The 19,354-nt window shown below is 73.8% G+C and carries 18 protein-coding genes; 15 read left to right on the top strand and 3 right to left on the bottom strand.

Annotated elements, in window-relative coordinates:
• Nucleotides 1-117 precede the first annotated feature (117 nt).
• On the top strand, nt 118-663 hold the full coding sequence (locus R2B67_RS30615; protein ID WP_317822517.1) for a helix-turn-helix domain-containing protein: 546 nt from the start codon (nt 118-120) through the stop codon (nt 661-663).
• Between the two features lie 22 nt (nt 664-685).
• Nucleotides 686-1,396, top strand: a complete 711-nt coding sequence (locus R2B67_RS30620) for a helical backbone metal receptor (protein WP_317824997.1) — start codon at nt 686-688, stop codon at nt 1,394-1,396.
• On the opposite strand, the gene R2B67_RS30625 is transcribed toward R2B67_RS30620, so the two are convergent.
• A complete protein-coding gene (locus R2B67_RS30625; protein ID WP_317822519.1) occupies nt 1,335-2,513 on the bottom strand; it encodes a TDT family transporter in 1,179 nt (392 codons plus the stop codon). The two genes, R2B67_RS30620 and R2B67_RS30625, sit on opposite strands and share 62 nt — an antisense overlap.
• A 70-nt stretch (nt 2,514-2,583) precedes the next feature.
• Between R2B67_RS30625 and R2B67_RS30630 the strand changes: the two genes are divergently transcribed.
• Nucleotides 2,584-3,552 carry a LysR family transcriptional regulator gene (locus R2B67_RS30630; RefSeq protein WP_317822521.1) on the top strand — a complete coding sequence of 323 codons (969 nt, stop codon included), beginning with the start codon at nt 2,584-2,586 and terminating at the stop codon, nt 3,550-3,552.
• A 20-nt stretch (nt 3,553-3,572) separates the two neighbouring features.
• Nucleotides 3,573-4,526 (top strand): DUF2510 domain-containing protein, encoded by a 954-nt coding sequence (locus tag R2B67_RS30635; protein ID WP_317822522.1) that lies wholly within the window; start codon nt 3,573-3,575, stop codon nt 4,524-4,526.
• A 17-nt stretch (nt 4,527-4,543) separates the two neighbouring features.
• Here R2B67_RS30635 and R2B67_RS30640 read toward each other — a convergent pair whose 3' ends face one another.
• Nucleotides 4,544-5,746, bottom strand: coding sequence for an amino acid deaminase/aldolase (locus R2B67_RS30640; protein WP_317822523.1), 1,203 nt, complete (start codon nt 5,744-5,746; stop codon nt 4,544-4,546).
• A 546-nt stretch (nt 5,747-6,292) separates the two neighbouring features.
• Here R2B67_RS30640 and R2B67_RS30645 point away from each other — a divergent pair.
• The 3 genes from R2B67_RS30645 to R2B67_RS30655 all read left to right on the top strand — a co-directional run bounded on the left by R2B67_RS30645 (nt 6,293) and on the right by R2B67_RS30655 (nt 9,175).
• Nucleotides 6,293-7,177 carry a hypothetical protein gene (locus R2B67_RS30645; protein ID WP_317822524.1) on the top strand — a complete coding sequence of 295 codons (885 nt, stop codon included), beginning with the start codon at nt 6,293-6,295 and terminating at the stop codon, nt 7,175-7,177.
• A complete protein-coding gene (gene mycP / locus R2B67_RS30650) occupies nt 7,174-8,358 on the top strand; it encodes a type VII secretion-associated serine protease mycosin (protein ID WP_317822526.1) in 1,185 nt (394 codons plus the stop codon). Before R2B67_RS30645 ends, mycP begins: the two co-directional genes overlap by 4 nt.
• 88 nt (nt 8,359-8,446) lie before the next feature.
• Entirely contained in the window at nt 8,447-9,175 is a 729-nt protein-coding gene (locus R2B67_RS30655) for an SseB family protein (protein WP_317822528.1), read from the top strand.
• Nucleotides 9,176-9,258: 83 nt separating this feature from the next.
• On the opposite strand, the gene R2B67_RS30660 is transcribed toward R2B67_RS30655, so the two are convergent.
• Entirely contained in the window at nt 9,259-9,624 is a 366-nt protein-coding gene (locus R2B67_RS30660; protein WP_018515311.1) for a DUF1844 domain-containing protein, read from the bottom strand.
• A gap of 265 nt (nt 9,625-9,889) precedes the next feature.
• Between R2B67_RS30660 and infC the strand changes: the two genes are divergently transcribed.
• The 8 genes from infC to R2B67_RS30700 all read left to right on the top strand — a co-directional run bounded on the left by infC (nt 9,890) and on the right by R2B67_RS30700 (nt 19,305).
• Entirely contained in the window at nt 9,890-10,669 is a 780-nt protein-coding gene (gene infC / locus R2B67_RS30665; RefSeq protein WP_317822530.1) for a translation initiation factor IF-3, read from the top strand.
• A gap of 121 nt (nt 10,670-10,790) precedes the next feature.
• Nucleotides 10,791-10,985, top strand: a complete 195-nt coding sequence (gene rpmI / locus R2B67_RS30670) for a 50S ribosomal protein L35 (protein ID WP_003970213.1) — start codon at nt 10,791-10,793, stop codon at nt 10,983-10,985.
• A gap of 107 nt (nt 10,986-11,092) precedes the next feature.
• Entirely contained in the window at nt 11,093-11,476 is a 384-nt protein-coding gene (gene rplT, locus R2B67_RS30675) for a 50S ribosomal protein L20 (RefSeq protein ID WP_007457565.1), read from the top strand.
• Between the two features lie 115 nt (nt 11,477-11,591).
• Nucleotides 11,592-12,437, top strand: a complete 846-nt coding sequence (locus R2B67_RS30680; RefSeq protein ID WP_018515309.1) for a TrmH family RNA methyltransferase — start codon at nt 11,592-11,594, stop codon at nt 12,435-12,437.
• A gap of 172 nt (nt 12,438-12,609) precedes the next feature.
• Nucleotides 12,610-13,755: a sensor histidine kinase gene (locus R2B67_RS30685; protein WP_018515308.1), complete on the top strand. Its 1,146-nt coding sequence runs from the start codon at nt 12,610-12,612 to the stop codon at nt 13,753-13,755.
• Nucleotides 13,756-13,871: 116 nt separating this feature from the next.
• Nucleotides 13,872-15,011 (top strand): phenylalanine--tRNA ligase subunit alpha, encoded by a 1,140-nt coding sequence (gene pheS, locus R2B67_RS30690; RefSeq protein WP_164613339.1) that lies wholly within the window; start codon nt 13,872-13,874, stop codon nt 15,009-15,011.
• Nucleotides 15,011-17,524, top strand: a complete 2,514-nt coding sequence (pheT, locus tag R2B67_RS30695) for a phenylalanine--tRNA ligase subunit beta (RefSeq protein WP_317822540.1) — start codon at nt 15,011-15,013, stop codon at nt 17,522-17,524. Before pheS ends, pheT begins: the two co-directional genes overlap by 1 nt.
• A gap of 416 nt (nt 17,525-17,940) precedes the next feature.
• Nucleotides 17,941-19,305 (top strand): NsdA family TPR-like regulatory protein, encoded by a 1,365-nt coding sequence (locus R2B67_RS30700; RefSeq protein WP_317822541.1) that lies wholly within the window; start codon nt 17,941-17,943, stop codon nt 19,303-19,305.
• Nucleotides 19,306-19,354 lie beyond the last annotated feature (49 nt).

The raw sequence follows: 19,354 nt of genomic DNA on the forward strand, positions 1-19,354 counted from the left end.
TCGGGCGGGGCCCACCCCTTCCGGCTGTCCGGGGGCCGATTACCGGCCGTCTCGCGCAACCATGTGCGTAAGGTGCTGGCAGCCGGGAGGATGGCTGAGGTGGGAGGGAGCCCGGACATGGACGACAAGGACACACCGCGGGTCGGTGCCGCGGTCCGCCGTCGGCGCCGCACCCTGGGCCTCACGCTGGCCGCGGTCGCCGAGCGCAGCGGGCTCTCCGTGCCCTTCCTCAGCCAGATCGAGAACGAGCGCGCCCGCCCCAGCGCCCGCTCCCTCGACCGGGTCGCCGAGGCCCTGGAGACCACCACCTCACGCCTGCGGGCCGCCGCCGACTCGGCACGCGCGGTCGATGTCGTACGAGGTGAGGAGGGCGACGGCGTACGCCGTGTGGTGCGCGGGCGCCACCAGCTCAGCGCCCTGGAGTTCACCGGGGAGCAGGACCTCGGGCGCGAGTTCCAGCACCGCAACGACGAGCTGATGTACGTCGTCGAGGGCGCCGCCGAGGTCGAGGCCGAGGGCCAGGCGTACCGGCTGGAGCGGGGCGACACCCTGTTCCTCTCCGGCGGCGTACGGCACCGCTGGCGGGCCACCCTGCCCGGCACCCGGCTGCTGCTGGTCGCGGTCGCGGAGCACATCGATGCGACGTACGACTCGCGCCGCTGAGGGCCGGGATCCCACCATGCCCTTGCGTGTCGTCTCCCTGGTCCCGTCCCTCACCGAGGCGGTCGCCGTCACCGCCCCCGGGCTGCTCGTCGGCGTCACCGACTGGTGCACGCACCCCGAAGGCCTCACCGCCGCCCGGATCGGCGGTACGAAGAACCCGGACGTGGACGCCATCGCCGCCCTCGCGCCCGACCTCGTCATCGCCAACGAGGAGGAGAACCGCGCCCCCGACCTCGCCGCGCTCAGGGAGGCCGGGCTCGACGTCCTCGTCACCGAGATCCGCACCCTGGACCAGGCCTTCACCGAGCTGGACCGGGTCCTCACCACCGGCTGCGGCCTGACCCGCCCCCGCTGGCTCGACGAGGCCGAGGAGGCCTGGGCCGCGCTGCCCGGCCCCTCCGCGAGCCCGCGCCCCGCCGTCGTCCCGGTCTGGCGCCGCCCCTGGATGGTGCTCGGCCGCGACACCTTCGCCGGTGACCTGCTGGCCCGCCTCGGGGTGCGCAACGTGTACGCGGACCACGCCGAGCGCTACCCGCGCATCCCGCTCGACGAGCTGAACGCGTCCGGCGCCGAGCTGGTCGTGCTGCCGGACGAGCCGTACCGCTTCACCGCCGACGACGGGCCCGAGGCCTTCCCCGGCCTGCCCGCCGCCCTCGTCGACGGCCGGCTGCTCACCTGGTACGGGCCGTCGCTGCTCCAGGCGGCACGGGAGCTGCCGTCAGCGCTCCGCTGACCACCCCGCCCACGGTCCGGGCCCCCGCCACCGCCCACGCCACCACCAGGAACACGTACAGCCCCACGGCCAGCCACGTGAGGGCGTCCAGCCCGGTGTGCCGGGCCAGTCCGGCCGCGCCCGTCACACACGTCCCTACAGGGAACGTGAACGCCCACCACGTCATCGCGAACCCCATACCGTCACGCGTTGCCTTTATGACCATCGCCCCGGCCAGCGCCAGCCACAGCAGCGCGAACCCCATCACCGGCACCCCGTAGAGCACCGCGAACGCCCCGAACGCCGAGGCATAGGGACCCGCGACCGCACCCGGAGCCGCGTCGGCCAGCTGGTTGACGGCGGTCGTCGACTGGCCCAGCGGCCCCAGCACGAGAAAGAGCGTCGGGGTCAGCGCGAGCGGCAGCGGTCCGTGGTGGACGAGCCGGGCGAAGACGAGCGGCAGCACCACCAGCGTGGCCAGCAGGGAGAGCCCGAACATGGCGTAGCAGGCCAGCAGCAGCGCCTCGCGCCCCTGCCCGGCCGCCAGATGAGGCACCAGCAGGGCGCCCTGCGAGGCCGAGACCATCGGGGCGACCAGCGGCAGCAGCCATACCGGCGACGCGGTCCCGGGCGCCGGACGGTGGCGTACGACCATCAGGTACGGCACCACGACGGCGGCCACCAGACCGACCACCGTCCCCACGGCGAACAGCACCACGTCCACGGCGAGCGCGGCCCGTACGCCGATGACGTCCACGCCCACCGTCAGCGTGGCCCCGCCGACCGCGAGCAGCGCCATGGCCAGGCACCCGTAGAAGGGGGCGACGGCCGGGTCCAGGAGGTGGGCGCGGGCCTGGTCGCGGTGGTGGAGCCAGTGCCCGGCCCGGGCGGCGAGGACGGTGGCGAGCAGCACGGCCGACAGGGCCCAGACCACCGTGCACGCGCCGCGCAGACCGGGCACGTCCACCGGGAGCGCCGCCCCGGCGCTCGCCACGATCGCGGTGCCCATGACGCTCGCGTACCAGTTCGGGCCGATGTGCCGCAGGGACGGCAGCCGCCGCACGACCGGTCGCGGGCCCGTCCACGCGTCGCGAGGGAGGAGCGGTTCAGCGGTCCGGGTCTGCGGAAAGATGGCCATGCCACGATTCTTCGCGCGCCCGGCTCCGCCCACCAGGGACCCCGTTCCTATGAGGTCATAAGCTGGCTTTATGCCCAGCGACGACCACGCCCCCCGCACCCCGCTCTCCCACCGGGTCCCCGACCTCGGAGCCCTGGAGCTGCTGCTCGCCGTCGCCCGGCACGGCAGCCTCGGGCGGGCCGCCAAGGACGTCGGCATCACCCAGCCCGCCGCCTCCAGCCGCGTCCGCTCCATGGAACGGCAGCTCGGCGTCGCCCTGCTCGACCGCTCCCCGCGCGGCTCCCGGCTCACCGACGCGGGCGCGCTCGTCACCGACTGGGCGCGCCGGGTGGTGGAGGCGGCCGAGGCGTTCGACGCGGGGGCGCAGGCGCTGCGGGACCGCCGGGACTCGCGGCTGCGGGTCGCGGCCAGCATGACGATCGCCGAGTACCTGCTGCCGGGCTGGCTGATCGCCCTGCGCGCCGAGCGCCCGGACACCGCCGTCTCGCTCCTCGTCGGCAACTCGGCGGATGTCGCCCGGCGGCTGGTCACCGGCGAGGCCGATCTGGGCTTCGTGGAGGGCCTGTCGATACCGGAGGGCCTGGACGGCACCGTCATCGCCCACGACCGGCTCGTCGTCGTGGTCGCCCCCAGCCACCCGTGGGCCCGCCGCCGCACCCCGCTGCTCCCCGGTGAACTGGCCGCCACCCCGCTGATCCTGCGCGAGCGGGGCTCCGGCACCCGGCAGGTCCTCGACGCAGCCCTCGCCGTCCACGGCGGTCTCGCCCAGCCGTTGCTCGAGCTCTCCTCGACGACCGCCGTGAAGGGCGCGGCGGAGAGCGGCGCCGGCCCCTGCGTCCTGAGCGAACTGGCCCTCGGCGAAGAGCTGTCGTCCCGCCGCCTGGTCAAGATCCCGGTCGCGGGCGTACGGCTGCGCCGCCAGCTGCGGGCCGTCTGGCCGGCGGGCCACCGCCCCACCGGACCCGCCCGCGACCTGCTCTCCCGCACCGGGCGGTCCACCGACGACCCCGGATCCGTCACCGCTTCGAACACGCTGTGAAGGCCGCCTAAAGTGGCCCCATGAGCTTCGCGACGCCGCCCGGCTGGTACCCGGACGCGGGGACACCCGGCACCGAGCGCTGGTGGGACGGCACGGCGTGGACCGCGCACACCCGCCCGCCCGCCGCCGCGCACCCCGCACCGTACGAGCCGGCGCACCCGCGGTACGCGCCCCAGGCGTTCGGGCCGCCGGCCACACCCCCGCCTCCCCGGGGCGGCAGCCGTACCCGCGTCCTGACGATCACCCTGTCGAGCCTGCTGGTCCTGGGCGCGGCCGTCACCGCCGCCATCCTGCTGGGCCCCGACGACAGCGGTACGCGAACGGCCCCCGGCCCGACCGCCTCCGGCCCGGCCCCCACCGCACCCGCCACCTCCGCGACGCCCTCCCCGGAGGACAGCCCGGACGGTGACCCCGGCGTCCTCGTCGACCAGCTCAACGGGATCACGCTTGCGGTGCCCGACGGCTGGGAGAAGCCGGAGAACACCTCTGACGACGCCCCCACCATCCGTACCGCCGTCTCCTACGACTGCCCCGGCACCTCCGCGTCCTTCTGCTACCGGGGCACTGTCTCCACCCGCACCGCCCGGGCCGGCCAGAGTGACCCCAAGGCCATCGCGGAGGCCGACATCACCACCGCCGCCGACAAGGCCTACGAGGAGGACGTCCTCGGCCGCCGCACCCACGGCGGCATCACGTCCCACCAGGTGCTCAAGGCGGAGCCGGTCGCGGTCGCCGGACGCACCGGGTACCTGGTGCGCTGGCGGGTCGTCACCGCGAAGGGCCCCGGCGGGGTGGTGCAGTCGGTGGCCTTCCCGTCGACGGTGGGCAGCGAGACCCCGGTGATCGTCCGGCTCGCCTTCGACGCGGACCGGCCGGAGCTGCCGGTCTCCCTGATGGACACGATCACGCGGTCGATCCGCCCGGTCGGGGACAGCGCGACGAGCGGCGGTGTGGGCTCCTCGATCGGCCCCTGAGCACGCTCAGTCCAGGCTCAGAGGAAGGTCTTCCCCTCGCCCCGGTACGTCGGCACGGTCGCCGTGACCCGGTCACCCTCGATCAGCTGGAGCGCGTCGAAGCGCTCGCACAGCTCACCGGCCTTGGCGTGCCGGAACCAGACCTTGTCGCCGATCAGCAGATCGTCGGCGGGGGAGCCCAGGAGCGGCGTCTGGACCTCGCCCGCGCCCTCCTGCGGGTCGTAGCGCAGCCCTTCCGGGAGGTACGGAACCGGGGAGCGGTCAGCCCCGGCCGCGCCGGAGGCCGGGTAGCCGCCGCCGAGGACCGTCACCACGCCCACGCCAGGCCGGCGCACCACGGGCTGGGCGAACAGGGCCGCCGGGCGGGCGGTGAACGACGTGTAGTTGTCGAAGAGGCGGGGCACGTACAGCCCCGAACCCGCCGCGATCTCGGTCACCGCGGCCTCGGCCGCCGTGTGCTGCACGCTGCCGGTGCCACCGCCGTTGACGAACTCCAGGTCCGGGGCGACCGCGCGGACCGCCCGCACCACCTCGGCCCGGCGGGCCGCCAGCTCCTTACGGGCGGTCGCCTGCATCAGCCGGATCGCCCGGGACCGCAACGGCCGCCCCGCCAACGAGTCCCCGACCCCGGCGACATGACCCTCGTAGGCCATCAGCCCCACCAGCCGGAACCCCGGCCTGCGCGCCACCGAGCGGGCCAGCTCGGCGAGTTGCGCGGGGGAGCGCAGCGGTGAACGGAGGGCGCCGATCCTGATCCGGCCGCCGAGCAGCTGGAGCGAGGTGTCGAGCTCCAGGCAGACCCGGATCTCCTCCTGCCCGCCGGCCCGGGACGCGTCGATCAGCTCCAGCTGGGCGTGGTCGTCCACCATCACCGTCACCGCGGCGGCCAGCTTGGGATCGGCGGCCAGCTCGGCGAAGGCGCTCCGGTCGGCCGACGGATACGCCAGCAGGACGTCCTCGAACCCGGCGCGCGCCAGCCACAACGACTCCGCCAGCGTGTACGACATGATCCCGGCGAATCCGGGGCGCGCGAGCACCCGCTCCAGCAGGGCCCGGCACCGCACGGACTTGCTCGCGACCCGGATCGGCTTCCCGCCCGCCCGGGCCACCAGATCGTCGGCGTTGTCGTCGAAGGCGTCCAGATCGACGATCGCGATCGGGGCGTCGAGGTGGGCGGTGGCCCGGTTGTACCGGGTCCGGTCAGCGGCGCGGGCAGTCATGGCCGCAGCTTGCCAGAGAGCGCTACCCCTGGGTAGGGGACGTTCGGGGCAGATCAGCCGAGGCCGGGCGTCCCGTTCCCCGCCGTGCGCCCGCAGCCCGTAGAGTGACGGGCACGCGAGCACCAACGCGCCTGGCGGTGGCGGTGATCCGTGGTCGGTACGGGATGTGAACCAGGGGGCCGGATGAGTACCGAAGCGCAGCGCGCTCCCGTGCCGCCCCGCCCGACGACCCCACCGACCCCGGCGGTCCCACCCCCTGCACAGGCCCCGCGCGGCGCTGAACCCGCGCAGCCCCCGCGCGGCCCGGCCGCCTCGCAGCCTTCGCGCTCCCCGCAGCCCTCGCGCCCCCCGCAGACATCAGGCGCCTCGCCCACCCCACCGGCCCCGCGCCCCCCGCAAGCACCCCCCGCCACCCCCGTACCGCCGAGCACAGCGGCCCCCACCGCCCCGTCAGCACCGGCAACGCCACCACCCGCGCCCGCCCCGTACCCCACGCACCCCGGCTCCGGGCCGCCCCCCGCCTTCACCATCAACAAACGCAGGCCCGTGGGGGCCGTCGACCTGACCCCGGCGCCGGGAGCCGTCCCACCGCCCCCGGGCGCGTACCGCGTACCGGCCCGCTACGGCTACCCCGAGACGCCCGTCGAGACCACCACCCGGCTCCGCCCGGTCCCGCCCCGGCAGCGGTGGCGGGCGCCCGTGGCCGCCGCCTGCGTGGTCCTCGGGCTGGGGCTCATCGGCGGCGCGGTCACCGGGGCCTGGCTCACCGGCGACTCCTCCGCCGAGCCCACCCGGACCCCGTACACCGCCGGCCGTACCGTCTGGCACAGCGTCCCCGTCGACACGCTCTTCCCGCGCACCCTCAAGGGCACCGGTGCCGGGCCCGGCGGGACCAACCGCAACTGGACCCGGCTCTCCGTCGCCCCGGACAGCGACTGCTCCAAGGGGCTCGACCCGCTGCTGCGCACCACCCTCCGGTCCGTCGGCTGCGAGCGGATGGTGCGCGCCACCTACACCGACTCGACCCGTTCCGCCGTCACCACCGTCGGCATGGTCGTCACCGAGGCCGACGCGGCCGGGATGCAGGCCCTGAGCGCCCGGTTCACCGAGCAGAAGCTCGCCGCGCGCAAGGACCTGATGCCGCGTACGTACGCCCCCGAGGGCACCGTCGCCGCCGGTTTCGGCGACCGGCAGCGGGCCAGCTGGACCGTCAGGCCGCTCACCGAGATCCCGGTCGTCGTCTTCGCCGTCTCCGGCTTCGCCGACGCGCGTACCGTCGCCGAGCCGCAGGCCGCCGACGCGGCGACGCAGACCCCCGCCACCACGGACATCGCCCAGGCCGGCCTCGGCCACGAGGCGAAGGGCATCGCCGACCGGGTGGAGCGCGGGCTGCGCACGACCGTCACCGATCTCGTGGAGCCGCCCGCATGACCCGACGACGACCCCACCGCGTCCTCGCCGCGGTCTGCGCCGCCGCCGTCCTCGCGCTCACCCCCGCACCCCCCGCCCACGCGGACGCCATCCGCGACCAGCAGTGGGCCCTGGCGGCCCTGCACACCGACCGCGCCTGGCAGACGACCAAGGGCGCGGGCGTCACCGTCGCCGTCCTGGACACCGGGGTCGACGGCACCCACCCCGACCTCGTCGGCCAGGTGCTCCCCGGCAAGGATCTCGTCGGCTTCGGCGCCGGCAAGGGCGACCCCTCCTGGGCCCTCCACGGCACCGCGATGGCCGGGATCATCGCCGGACGCGGCAACGGCCCCGACCGCGCCGACGGCATCCTCGGCATCGCGCCCGAGGTCAAGGTCCTGCCCGTGCGGGTGATCCTGGAGTCCAAGGACCCGGCCCGCGCCAAGGCCCGCAAGACCCGCGGCACCGCGCTCGCCCAGGGCATCCGCTGGGCCGCCGACAACGGCGCCGACGTCATCAACCTCTCCCTGGGCGACGACAGCGAGTCCGCCCACCCGGACCCGGGCGAGGACTCCGCCATCCAGTACGCCCTCTCCAAGGGCATCTCCGTGGTCGCCTCGGCGGGCAACGGCGGCGAGAAGGGGGACCGGATCTCCTACCCGGCCGCCTACCCCGGCGTGATCGCGGTCGCCGCCGTCGACGAGTACGGCACCCACGCCTCCTTCTCCACCCGCCGCTGGTACGCCACCGTCAGCGCGCCGGGCGTGGACATCGTCGTCGCCAACCCGGACGGCCACTACTACATCGAGTGGGGTACGTCGGCGGCCGCCGCGTTCGTCTCCGGGGCCGTCGCCCTGGTCCGCGCGGCCCACCCCGGCCTCGACCCCGCCCAGATCAAGAAGCTCCTCGCCGACACCGCCCGCGACGCCCCCGCCGAGGGCCGCGACGACGCCCGGGGCTACGGCATCGTCGACCCGGCGGAGGCCATCGAGGCGGGCTCCCGGCTGCGCCCCGGGGAGCTGAGCGCCCAGACCGCCACGGCGGGTCACCGTAAGAGGTTCTTCGGCCCCGGCCCGACCCCGCCGCCCGCCGCCGACGACCCGGTCAACTGGGCGGCCCCGCTCGCGGGCGGTCTGGGCGCGGCCCTGCTGGCGGCGGCCGTCGTCCTGTGGCGCGGCCGGAACGCACCGGGCCACCGCTGAGGCCCACGCCAGGCGGGTGCCCGCCCTGCCCCGGCCGCCGCTGAACCCCAGGCTCAGCGGTCACGCCTCCAGGCACTACCCTCGTCCCGTGGCGCTCAAGAACATCCCGGACTCCGGTTTCTCCGACGACGACGGCTCGGCCTCTCCCGCCCTGACCAGCGCACTCGACGCCTGGTCGCGGGACCGGACCGCCGTCGGCCCGGTCCTGGCGGCCCTCCGCGAGGCCCGTCTCCTGGTCCCCGTCGTCGCCGTCCTCGGCGAGGTCGAGGAGGACGAGAACGGCTTGCGGCGCGAGAAGACCAGCGACATGGCCGTCCCCACCCTCAAGGCGGGCGACCGGCGCGCGCTGCCCGCCTTCACCTCGACCGCCTCGCTGGCGCTCTGGGACCCCGAGGCCCGCCCCGTCGCCGTACCGCTGCACCAGGCCCTCCAGGCCGCCGCGCACGAGAAGGCCGACACCCTGGTGCTGGACCTCGCCGGGCCCGTCGCCTTCGAGCTGAGCGGCCAGGCCCTCCTGGCGCTGGCCGAGAACCGCACCAGCACCGACCCGCTCCAGGACCCCGCGGTGATCGACGCCGTACGGGAGGCCGTCGCCGCCGAACCCGCCGTGCTCCGCGCCCACCTCGGCCCGGGCCGGGCGGACGGCACCCTCGCCCTGGTCCTCGCCCCGGACGCGGTCCCCGCCGAGGCGGTCCGCCGGGTGGCCGAGGCGCTCTCCGGCAGCGAGGCGCTGAGGGCCCGGCTGGTCGGCGGGCTGGACCTGGCGCTGCTGCCGGCCGGAGCCAGCGCACCGGGGGAGCCGCTCTTCAGCCGCTGAGCCCGGACATCTGAGCCCGGACACGCGAGAGCCCGCCGCCCCGACGAGGGGGAGGCGGGCTCACGTACGTACGAAAAGGGTGTCTAGCCGTAGACCGGGCCCGTGTACTTCTCGCCGGGGCCCTTGCCGGGCTCGTCCGGCACCAGCGAGGCCTCGCGGAAGGCGAGCTGGAGCGACTTCAGGCCGTCGCGCAGCGGGGAGGCGTGGAAGGTGCTGATCTCCGTGGTGGAGGCGTCCAGCAGTCCGGCCAGGGCGTGGACCAGCTTGCGGGCCTCGTCGAGGTCCTTGTGGTCCTCGCCCTCCTCGGTGAGGCCGAGCTTCACCGCCGCCGCGCTCATCAGGTTGACGGCGACCGTCACGATGACCTCGACGGCCGGGACCTCCGCGATGTCGCGGGCCATGGCGTCGAAGCCGGGGTTCTCACTGCTGGTGGGGGTCGCGTCGCTCATGCCCACACGATAAGGCCCGGCCGGGGCCGCCCTTCGCGCGGGAGCCCCGCGGACGCAGGATTAGCGCCCCCGCGACCGGGCTGCTAACCTTGTGTAACGACCGGCCGGACACCTATGTGCTCGGCCCACAAGTGGAGGCTCCGATCTCCCACCTGACCGTCCTCACGGACGGCGGGTCACCGGTCAGGCGGTCCCCATCGTTCCGTACGGACGATGGAGCCGCTCGATGCGCCCCGCGGTTGACCGCGGCGGTGCTCCGGTAGCTATGGAGCCCCGCCTGTGTCCCGTCCGGGGCATTTTTGCGGTTCCGGCTCGGTTGGTCTTGAGACACACACGTAACGCGGCTGTCCGCCAGGCGGTCGCGTGGTGCTACCGAGGAGGATCCATCAGCGCCGAGCCCCGCATCAACGACCGGATTCGCGTTCCCGAGGTCCGACTTGTCGGTCCCAGCGGCGAGCAGGTCGGGATTGTTCCGCTTGCCAAGGCCCTGGAACTCGCACAGGAGTATGACCTCGACCTGGTCGAGGTGGCGGCGACAGCCCGTCCGCCCGTGTGCAAGCTCATGGACTACGGGAAGTTCAAGTACGAGTCGGCCATGAAGGCCCGTGAGGCGCGCAAGAACCAGGCGCACACGGTCATCAAGGAGATGAAGCTCCGGCCGAAGATCGACCCGCACGACTATGACACCAAGAAGGGTCACGTCGTCCGGTTCCTCAAGCAGGGCGACAAGGTCAAGATCACGATCATGTTCCGTGGTCGTGAGCAGTCCCGCCCGGAGCTGGGCTTCCGACTGCTCCAGCGTCTCGCTTCGGACGTAGAGGACCTGGGCTTCATCGAGTCCAACCCGAAGCAGGACGGCCGGAACATGATCATGGTTCTGGGCCCGCACAAGAAGAAGACCGAAGCCATGGCCGAGGCCCGTGAGGCCCAGGCCGCCCGCAAGGCAGGGCGTCAGGGCACGACCGACGCCGCGCCCGAGGGCGACACCGCTGAGGCTCCGGCCGAAGCGGCCGAGGCTCCGGCCGAGACACCTTCCGAGGCGTGACCTTCGGGGGCCGCCATCCAGGCGCCCCCGGGTCCCCCCGGAACCCCATAGAGATCTGACGCCCCTGCAGTCCGGTGCCCCGCACCGTGAGGGGCGCCACTGACGAGGAGAGAACGGCGCGATGCCGAAGAACAAGACGCACAGCGGTGCCAGCAAGCGCTTCAAGATCACCGGCTCCGGCAAGGTGCTCCGCGAGAGGGCCGGCAAGCGCCACCTGCTCGAGCACAAGTCGTCCAAGAAGACCCGCTCGCTGACCGGCACGGTCGTCGTGGCTCCGGCCGACGCCAAGAAGATCAAGAAGCTTCTCGGCAAGTGAGGTCCGGCCCCCGGACCTCTCCGGGGGCACGACCTCGATCACACCGGGACCAATTCGTTTCCGGGCCGTGTGAAGACACCCACGGCCCCGCTACAAGGAGTTAACACGTGGCACGCGTCAAGCGGGCAGTCAACGCCCACAAGAAGCGCCGGGCAATTCTCGAGGCGGCCAAGGGCTACCGCGGGCAGCGCTCGCGCCTGTACCGCAAGGCCAAGGAGCAGGTCACCCACTCCCTGGTCTACAACTACAACGACCGCAAGAAGCGCAAGGGCGACTTCCGTCAGCTGTGGATCCAGCGCATCAACGCCGCTGCCCGCCAGAACGGCATGACGTACAACCGCCTCATCCAGGGTCTGAAGGCCGCCAACATCGAGGTGGACCGCAAGATCCTGGCCGAGCTCGCGGTCAACGACGCCAACGCGTTCGCCGCTCTCGTCGAGGTCGCTCAGAAGGCCCTCCCGAGCGACGTCAACGCCCCGAAGGCCGCCTGATCCAGGCACCGCTTTCCTGGTACGTGAACCGGACCCGCAGGCGCACGCCGTCTGCGGGTCCGGTGCGTTGCCCCCCTGATCCCCATCCCGTACGCAGAGAGGCTCGCCGCCGACCATGGGCACCCCCGAACTGATCTCCCCGCGCTCCCCGCGCGTCGCCGCCGCCCGCCGGCTGGCCCGCCGCAACTTCCGCGGCAAGGAGCGCAGGTTCATCGCCGAGGGGCCCCAGGCCGTGCGGGAAGCCGCCGCCCACCGGGGCGGGGACGGTGAGCCGACGCTCATCGAGCTGTTCGCCACCCCCGAGGCCGCCGACCGGTACGCCGACATCGTCGACGCCGCCCACGCGGCGGGGGCCCGGGTCCACCTGGCCGGCGACGACGTCCTCGCCGACGTCTCGCAGACCGTCACCCCGCAGGGCCTCATCGGCGTCTGCCGCTTCCTGGACTCCCCGTTCCAGGAGATCCTGGACGCGAAGCCCACCCTGGTGGCGGTTCTGGCCAACGTCCGCGACCCCGGGAACGCCGGTACGGTACTGCGCTGCGCCGACGCGGCCGGCGCCGACGCCGTGGTGCTCACCGATGCCTCCGTGGACCTGTACAACCCCAAGTCCGTACGGGCGTCGGTCGGTTCGCTCTTCCATCTGCCCGTCGCCGTCGGCGTCCCCGTCGAGCAGGCCGTGCAGGGGCTCCGGGACGCCGGGGTGCGCATCCTCGCCGCCGACGGCGCCGGGGACGACGACCTGGACGACGAGCTGGACGCGGGCACCATGGGCGGGCCCACCGCCTGGGTCTTCGGCAACGAGGCCTGGGGGCTGCCCGAGGAGACCCGGGCGCTCGCCGACGCCGTCGTCCGCGTCCCCATCCACGGCAAGGCGGAGAGCCTCAACCTCGCGACCGCCGCCGCCGTCTGCCTCTACGCCTCCGCCCGCGCGCAGCGTCCGCGCCGCGCCCCCGAGGCGTAACTCCACGTTCTCCGACGGCCCGTGACCGAACGGTCCCGGCCATTCCGCTTTTCCGCCCACCGGCGCACTCCCACCGCGCGCCCCCACAGGGTGTCGCGGGTTCGCCGACGGCTAGTAGGGTGACGAACTCGGGGGCCCACTGCACCGGTTCGAGAGGTGGGGATAGGGGAAAATGGCTGTCGGCATGAGCTCGCCGCGACCGGCGCACACCGCTGCCGGAAGCGCGGACGGCACCGGCATCGGACCCGTGGACGCCCTCTCCGCCGGCCTCGACCCCGACGACCTGCCCGACGGGCTCGTCGTCGCCGACGCCGACGGCCGCGTCGTCTGCTTCAACGCCGCCGCCGCCCGCATCACCGCCACCCCCCGCGCCGAGGCGATCGGCCGTCCCCTGGAGGCGGCCCTCCCGCTGGAGGACCTCAAGGGCAAGCGCTGGTGGGCGCTGACCGACCCGTACGGCGGCCTCGCCACCCGTAACGGCCAGCCCGAGCGCAACCTGCTGCTGCCCGGCGGGCGTGAGGTGCTGGTCTCCGCCCGTTACGTACGCGAGCACCCGCTCGGCCCGGTGCGCCGGGTCGTCGTCTCGCTGCGCGGCACCGAGGCCCGCCGGCGTACCGAACGCAGCCACGCCGAGCTGATCGCCACCGTCGCCCACGAGCTGCGCTCCCCGCTGACCTCCGTCAAAGGGTTCACCGCCACGCTGCTCGCCAAATGGGAACGGTTCACCGACGACCAGAAGCGGCTGATGCTGGAGACCGTCGACGCCGACGCCGGCCGGGTCACCCGGCTCATCGCCGAGCTGCTCGACATCTCCCGGATCGACTCCGGCCGCCTGGAGCTGCGCCGCCAGCCGGTCGACATCTCCGCCGCCGTCGCCCGCCACATCCAGGCCCTCATCGCGGGCGGCCAGGCCCCCGACCGCTTCCGGGTCCACGCCCGGGGCCCGCTGCCCGCCCTGTGGGCCGACCCCGACAAGATCGACCAGATCCTCGGGAACCTCCTGGAAAACGCGGTGCGCCACGGCGAGGGAACCGTCACCATGGAGATCGCCCCCGCACCCGCGCCGGGTGCCTGCGACGAGATGGGAACGGCGGTCACCGTGAGCGACGAGGGCCCCGGCATCCCCGAGGAGTCGATGGGCCGTGTCTTCACCCGCTTCTGGCGGGGGAGCAAGCGCGGCGGCACGGGCCTCGGCCTCTACATCGTCAAGGGCATCGTCGAGGCGCACGGCGGGACCATCACCGTCGGCCGGGGGCCCGGCGGCGGGGCCGAGTTCCGATTTATCCTGCCCGTGAGCATGCCCGCCTACCTGGCGTGAGCGGCCCACGGGCGCCCCGACCGTCCTGCGGCCTTTAGACTCGACCTTTGGCACCTTTGCGTCCTCCAGTCGTCGAGCGGGGTCGCGCCACCAGCCAATCGGAAGCACGGGAAGAGATGTCGGCACCGAACAAGTCGTACGACCCAGTCGAGGTCGAGGCACTGAAACCGGAAGAGATCGAGCGCATGCGGGACGAGGCGTTCGCCGCCTTCGCCGCCGCCGGCGACCTCGACGCGCTCGCCCAGGCGAAGACCGCGCACACCGGAGGTACCTCGCCCCTGTCGCTCGCCAACCGCGAGATCGGCGCCCTGCCCCCGCAGGCCAAGGCCGAGGCGGGCAAGCGCGTGGGCCAGGCCCGCGGCGCCGTCTCCAAGGCCCTGGCCGCCCGCCAGGCCGAGCTGGAGGCCGAGCGCGACGCCCGGGTGCTCGTCGAGGAGGCCGTGGACGTCACGCTGCCCTACGACCGCGTCCCGGCCGGCGCCCGCCACCCGCTGACGACCATCATGGAGCGCGTCGCGGACGTCTTCGTGGCCATGGGCTACGAGATCGCCGAGGGCCCCGAGGTCGAGGCGGAGTGGTTCAACTTCGACGCCCTGAACTTCGTGCCCGACCACCCGGCCCGCCAGATGCAGGACACCTTCTTCGTCCAGGGCACCACGCCCGACGGCAAGGCGACCGAGGGCGACGAGTCCGGTGTCGTGCTGCGTACGCACACCTCGCCCGTCCAGGCCCGCTCGCTCCTGGAGCGCAAGCCGCCCGTCTACGTGGTCTGTCCCGGCCGGGTCTACCGCACCGACGAGCTGGACGCCACGCACACCCCGGTCTTCCACCAGATCGAGCTGCTCGCCGTCGACGAGGGCCTGACCATGGCCGACCTCAAGGGCACCCTCGACCACATGGTCCAGGCGCTCTTCGGGCCGGACATGAAGACCCGGCTGCGGCCGAACTTCTTCCCGTTCACCGAGCCGTCCGCCGAGATGGACATGGTCTGCTACGTCTGCCGCGGCGAGTCCGTCGGCAACCCGGACCGCCCCTGCCGCACCTGCGGCAGCGAGGGCTGGATCGAGCTGGGCGGCTGCGGCATGGTCAACCCCAAGGTGCTCACCGCCTGCGGTGTCGACCCCCAGAAGTACAGCGGATTCGCCTTCGGGTTCGGCATCGAACGGATGCTGATGTTCCGCCACAACGTCGAAGACATGCGAGACATGGTCGAGGGTGACGTCCGGTTCACCCGGCCGTTCGGGATGGAGATCTGATGCGCGTCCCGCTTTCCTGGCTGCGGGAGTACGTCGACCTGCCGACGACGGAGACCGGCCGTGACGTACAGGCCAAGCTCGTCTCCGTCGGCCTGGAGGTCGAGACCGTCGAGCAGATCGGCGCGGGCCTCAAGGGCCCCCTGGTCGTCGGCAAGGTCCTGACCATCGAGGAGCTGGAGGGGTTCAAGAAGCCCATCCGCTTCTGCACGGTCGACGTCGGCTCCGCCAACGGCACCGGCGAACCGCAGGAGATCGTCTGCGGCGCCCGCAACTTCTCGGTCGGCGACAAGGTCGTCGTGGTCCTCCCCGGCGCGGTCCTGCCCGGCGACTTCGCGATCGCCGCCCGCAAGACGTACGGCAAGACCTCGCACGGCATGATCTGCTCCACCGACGAGCTCGGCATGGGCGACGACGGAACGCACGGCATCATCGTGCTGCCGCCGGAGCACGAGGTCGGCACCGACGCGATCGAGCTGCTCCAGCTCGTCGACGAGGTCCTCGACATCGCCGTCACCCCGGACCGCGGCTACTGCCTCTCGATGCGCGGTGTCGCCCGCGAGACCGCGACCGCCTATGGGCTGCCGCTGCGCGACCCGGCGCTCCTGGACGTGCCTGCGCCGAACGCGTACGGCTACCCGGTCCAGATCGCCGACCCGATCGGCTGCGACCGCTTCACCGCGCGCACCGTCACCGGGCTCCAGCCCGAGGCCCGCTCTCCGATCTGGATGCAGCGCCGCCTCCAGAAGGCCGGGATGCGGCCGATCTCGCTGGCCGTCGACATCACCAACTACGTGATGCTGGAGCTCGGCCAGCCGCTGCACGCCTACGACCGCAACCGGGTCGACGGGCCGATCGGCGTCCGCCGCGCCACCCAGGGCGAGAAGCTCACCACGCTGGACGGCACCGTCCGCGTGCTGGACGCCGAGGACCTGGTCATCACCGACAACCGCGGGCCGATCGGCCTCGCGGGTGTCATGGGCGGCGCCAACACCGAGATCGCCGACGCGGACGGCGAGCACGCGCTCACCACCGAGGTCGTCATCGAGGCCGCGCACTTCGACGCGATCTCGATCGCCCGCACCGCGCGCCGCCACAAGCTGTCCTCCGAGGCGTCCAAGCGCTTCGAGCGCGGCGTCGACCCGCAGGCCGCCGCCGCTGCCGCACAGCGCACGGTGGACCTGCTGGTCCTCCTCGCGGGCGGCACCGCCGAGGCCGGGGTCACCGAGATCACCGCTCCGCACGCGCCCCGCACCATCGCGATGCCGGCGAACCACCCTGACCGGGTGGCCGGTGTGGAGTACGGGCGCGAGACCGTCGTCCGCCGCCTCCAGGAGGTCGGCTGCGACGTGTACGGGCAGGACGAGCTGATCGTCACCGTGCCGTCCTGGCGGCCCGACCTGGGCGAGCCGAACGACCTGGCCGAAGAGGTCATCCGCCTGGAGGGCTACGAGAACCTGCCCTCCACCCTGCCGACGCCCCCCTCCGGGCGCGGTCTCACCGACCGCCAGCGGCTGCACCGCCGCATCGGCCGGGTGCTGGCCGGAGCCGGTTACGTCGAGGCGCTGAGCTACCCGTTCATCGGCGACGCGGTCCTGGACCAGCTCGGCCTGGAGGCGGACGACGCCCGCCGCCGTACGGTCAAGCTCGTCAACCCGATCTCCGACGAGGAGCCGGCGCTGCGCACCACGCTGCTGCCGGGCCTCCTCGGCGCACTGCGGCGCAACGACGGCCGGGGCAGCCACGACCTGGCGCTCTTCGAGACGGGCCTGGTCTTCCGGCCCACGGGCGAGGAGACGGCCGCCGTCCGGCTGCCCGTCGACCGCCGTCCCACCGACGAGGAGATCGCCGGTCTCGACGCGGCCCTCCCGCGTCAGCCGCGCCGCGCCGCCGTCGTCCTCGCGGGCGCCCGCGAGCAGGCCGGCTGGTGGGGCAAGGGCACCCCGGCGACCTGGGCGGACGCGGTCGAGGCCGCCCGCTCCATCGCGGCCGAGGCCGGCGTGGAGGTCACCGTCCGCGCCGACCAGCACGCCCCGTGGCACCCGGGCCGCTGCGCTGCGCTGTACGTCACGGTGAACGGCGAGGAGACCCTCTTCGGACACGCGGGCGAACTCCACCCGCGCGTCATCAAGGCGCTCCACCTGCCCGAGCGGACCTGCGCCGCCGAGGTCGAGCTGGACGTCCTGGAAAGGGCCGTCGACGGAGCGCTCCAGGCGCCCCGGATCTCCACCTTCCCGGTGGCGACCCAGGACGTCGCGCTCGTCGTCGCCGGGGACGTCCCGGCCGCCGACGTGGAGCGGGCGCTCCGCGAGGGCGCAGGTGAACTCCTCGAATCGCTGCGGCTGTTCGACGTCTTCACCGGCGAGCAGATCGGCGAGGGCAACAAGTCCCTGGCGTACGCGCTGCGCTTCCGCGCCGCCGACCGCACGCTGACCGTGGACGAGGCATCGGCCGCCCGCGACAGCGCGGTCGCCCTGGCCGCCGAGCGCACGGGCGCGGTGCTGCGCGGAGCGTAGTCCCGTAGCGCGTTGAGAAGGGGCGTATCCGGCCACCGGATACGCCCCTTCTCCTTGTCCCGCCGGGCGGCTGAGGGACCGCACGCGGACCGGACGCGGAACCGGGAGGAAGCGCGGTTCCGTGCCCCGACCCGCAGCCACCCTCCTTCGTCGTTGGGCAGTGGGTCGTGCGATCCGGCGTCCGTCCGCACGGCCACGGAGTGTCGGGCAGGCCGGCGGTGCGGACGGACGCGGGTGCGGGTCGTCAACCGTTACGAGGGGGAGCCGACGACCCGGCCGCCTCTTGCGAGGAGCTCATTCAACCGAGCCCCGCCCCGGCGCGGCAGAGTGCACGGCCCGACGGTTCGGGCATTCCGTTCACACCCCGTGTGAAACGTGCTGGACTAGGCTCATTGCGACACGCATCTGGGGGGACGATGGAGCCGAATGTCCTGCTCGAATCCCTGATCGACGAGGCCGGGATGTCCCGGGCGGGGCTCGCCGGTCACGTCAACCGGGCGGGCCGGGCCCGCGGCCTGAGCCTGCGGTACGAACACACCGCGGTCTCCCGCTGGCTGAAGGGCCAGCGCCCACGCGGCCAGGTGCCGGACCTGATCTGCGAGGTGCTGGGCGGCCGGCTCGGACGCCCGGTCGTGCTGGACGACATCGGCATGGGCGTCCCCGGCGGCGGTTCCAACAGTGGTTACGGCACCGGGGACGCACCCCACAGCGCCTCCCTCTCCGGCTTCGTCGAGCGGGCCACCGCGCTCTGGCGCTCGGACGAACAGCAGCGCCCCCACCTGGCCACCGTCCCCGCCGTCACCGGGACCACGGCGGTGATGCCGGTCTGGGAGTGGGAGAACCCGCCGGAGGACACCGACGTCTCCCGCCCGGGCCCCGGCCGGGTCAGCGCGGCCGACATAGAGACGCTCCGGTCCGCGCGCGACCACTACGAGCAGATGTACCGCAAGGCGGGCGGCATCGCGACCAGACCCCGGATCGTCCGCTTCCTCAACGCCGAGGCCGCGCCCCTGCTGCGCGGTGGCTACAGCGACGAGCTCGGCCGCCGTCTGCACCGGGCGACGGCGGCCCTGGTGGCGATGGCGGGCATCTGCGCGTACGACTCCGACGCCCACGGCCTCGCCCAGCGCTACTTCCACCAGGCGCTGCGGCTCGCCAAGTCCAGCGGGGACCGGGCGCTCGGCGGCTATGTGATCGCCCTGCTGGTGACCCAGTCCCTCTTCCTCGGTGACCACCGCCGCTCCATCGCCTTTGCCGAGGCCGCGCTGCGGGCCGCCGGCGACCACATCACCCCGGCGCTCGCCGCCGATCTGCACGCCATGCAGGCCAAGGCGTACGCCCAGCTCGGCGACGCGGCGAGCGCCCGCGCCTGCATCCGGCGGGCCGAGGCCCAGGCGGGCCGCATCCACACCGGGCGGGAGCCGGACGAGACCGGGTACGTCCAGCCGGGCCTGGTCGACGTCCAGGTGGCGGAGGCGCTGCTCAGCCTCGGGGATCTGCCCGCGGCACGGGAGCACGCGGCCTCCGCGGTGCGCGCCCCGGCGCACGACCGGGGGCGCGTGCACCGCCTCGCGATGCTCAGCCATATCGAACTGCTCCAGGGCGAGCCGGACCGGGCGGCCGGCACCGCCGCCGAAATGGCCGAGCGGGCCCGGGGCATGGAGTCCCAGCGGCTGCGCGACCGGCTGCGCCAGGTGCGGCGGGAGCTGGCGGAGAGCGGCTGCGCCGACGCCGTACAGACGGCCGGTCTGATCGACGGGGCGCTCCGCGTGCCTCTGTGAGCTCCGCCGCGCACCCGCCGTTCGTTCCGCTTGACGGCCGACCCTGCTG

Source organism: Streptomyces cyaneofuscatus, from assembly GCF_033109485.1.
Lineage (GTDB): Bacteria > Actinomycetota > Actinomycetes > Streptomycetales > Streptomycetaceae > Streptomyces > Streptomyces cyaneofuscatus.